This is a genomic window from Bacteroidota bacterium (genome assembly GCA_034723125.1).
Classification (GTDB): domain Bacteria; phylum Bacteroidota; class Bacteroidia; order CAILMK01; family JAAYUY01; genus JAYEOP01.
Genome location: JAYEOP010000580.1, coordinates 1 through 1,570, shown reverse-complemented (window position 1 = coordinate 1,570; position 1,570 = coordinate 1). Strand labels below are relative to the sequence as shown.

The window sequence follows — 1,570 nt, the reverse complement described above, 5'->3', positions numbered from 1 at the left end:
TTGAATTTATTGCTACAACAACTACTGCAGACCTAATATTCCAACGTGCTGATGCTACAAGTACCAACTTGCTGTTCTATCTTGACAATGTAAAAGTTGAAGAAATTGGTGAGAGTTATAGGTTTGGATTTAATGGGCAAGAGAAAGATGACGAGATTACTGGGATTACAGGAAGTCATTATACTGCCACTTTCTGGGAATATGATGCAAGGTTGGGAAGACGTTGGAACTTAGACCCCAAGCCGAATCCTCCTATTAGTCAGTACAATTGTTTTGCAGGAAATCCTATTTGGTATAGTGATGTATTGGGTGATAGTCTGGGCGTACCAAAAAACATGTTTAATTCAGCAATGGCAGGTACTGAAGGGTATAATGAGCAAGGTTTGAATTTAAAAGAATGGGGAACTTTCAGTAGTGGGATTAAAGATGTTACAGGGATTTCTTTAAATACTCCATCTTCAAGTGATAATGTGTTAACTGTAGCTTCAATAGATAAAAACATTGGTTCAAAAACTGCAAGAAGTGTATTTTCCAGAGCACTTGGAGATAAGGATATAATTAATACGGAAATAGTCAATAATGACCCAAATATTGATTTTGCTACTTGGTGTTCAGCTATTCCGATAAATACCGCAACAGGTGAGAAGGGTGAACAAATTATGGAATTATCTTCTTTAAAACTTGATTTGTCTGATATTAGTAATATTAGTTATAGAAATGTTGATAAACGTGCCTTTGGTGTAGGTTTAATAATGGGACATGAATTAATACATCGTTATGGCGGTAATGAAGATAAAGCAGTTGGATATATGAATATGGCAAGAACTGAAATGGGATTATCGCAAAGATTATCATATAGCCCAAATAGGAATGACTGGTTACCTGCACCCAAACTATATATTTTAAGGTTTGGAGATATTTTAGAAAATGGACAGAAAATTTCTACTGGCGGTGTGTTTTTGCCTGCAAATAAATAAACAAAATGAGATTATTTATATTTAATTTGATAATTATCGCTGTTGTTTCGAATACAAGCATTGCCCAAGAAGTAGAACAATCCATAGAGTGTCCATTTTCTGCTATTCATAGAATTGTAATAAAAAATGACAGTGTTGTTTCATTTTATTCATTAAATTCCGCATCTTTAAAATCAACAACTTGGTATAAATCAAATACAGAATCTTTAGATAAGATTATAAATATTAAAAATAAAATAAATATTAACCATCAATTATATTTAATTTACAATTTTATTAAGAAAAATGGGGAATGCATATCTTACTGTACTAATTTTCCTTGTTTAGAATGTGATTTCATGTTTATTGAACAAAACATATTCTATAATGGAAGAAAAGAAGATGAGACCTTTAGTATGGATTTTTGGCAGGAAAACATAAATAAAGAAGAAATTAAAATAGTTCCTTATGACTACCATAAATAAAGTGAAGCTTATTATGCGAAAAATAATATCCCCGTACTATCTGTAGTTTGTAACTACACCTATATATTGAAATCTATAATTGAATTTTTATATCAAATCAATTTCAATTAATGATTCCAATTAAAAAGA

The 1,570-nt window shown here is 31.0% G+C and carries 2 protein-coding genes; both read left to right on the top strand.

Annotated elements, in window-relative coordinates:
* Window positions 1–977: hypothetical protein (locus U9R42_14565; GenBank protein MEA3497247.1), on the top strand; the 977-nt coding region annotated here is incomplete at its 5' end.
* A gap of 5 nt (window positions 978–982) precedes the next feature.
* Window positions 983–1,441 carry a hypothetical protein gene (locus tag U9R42_14560; protein ID MEA3497246.1) on the top strand — a complete coding sequence of 153 codons (459 nt, stop codon included), beginning with the start codon at window positions 983–985 and terminating at the stop codon, window positions 1,439–1,441.
* Window positions 1,442–1,570 lie beyond the last annotated feature (129 nt).

Coding starts and splice junctions, on each gene's coding strand:
- U9R42_14560 (MEA3497246.1), top strand. CDS start 983: ATGAGATTATTTATATTTAATTTGATAATTATCGCTGTTGTTTCGAAT.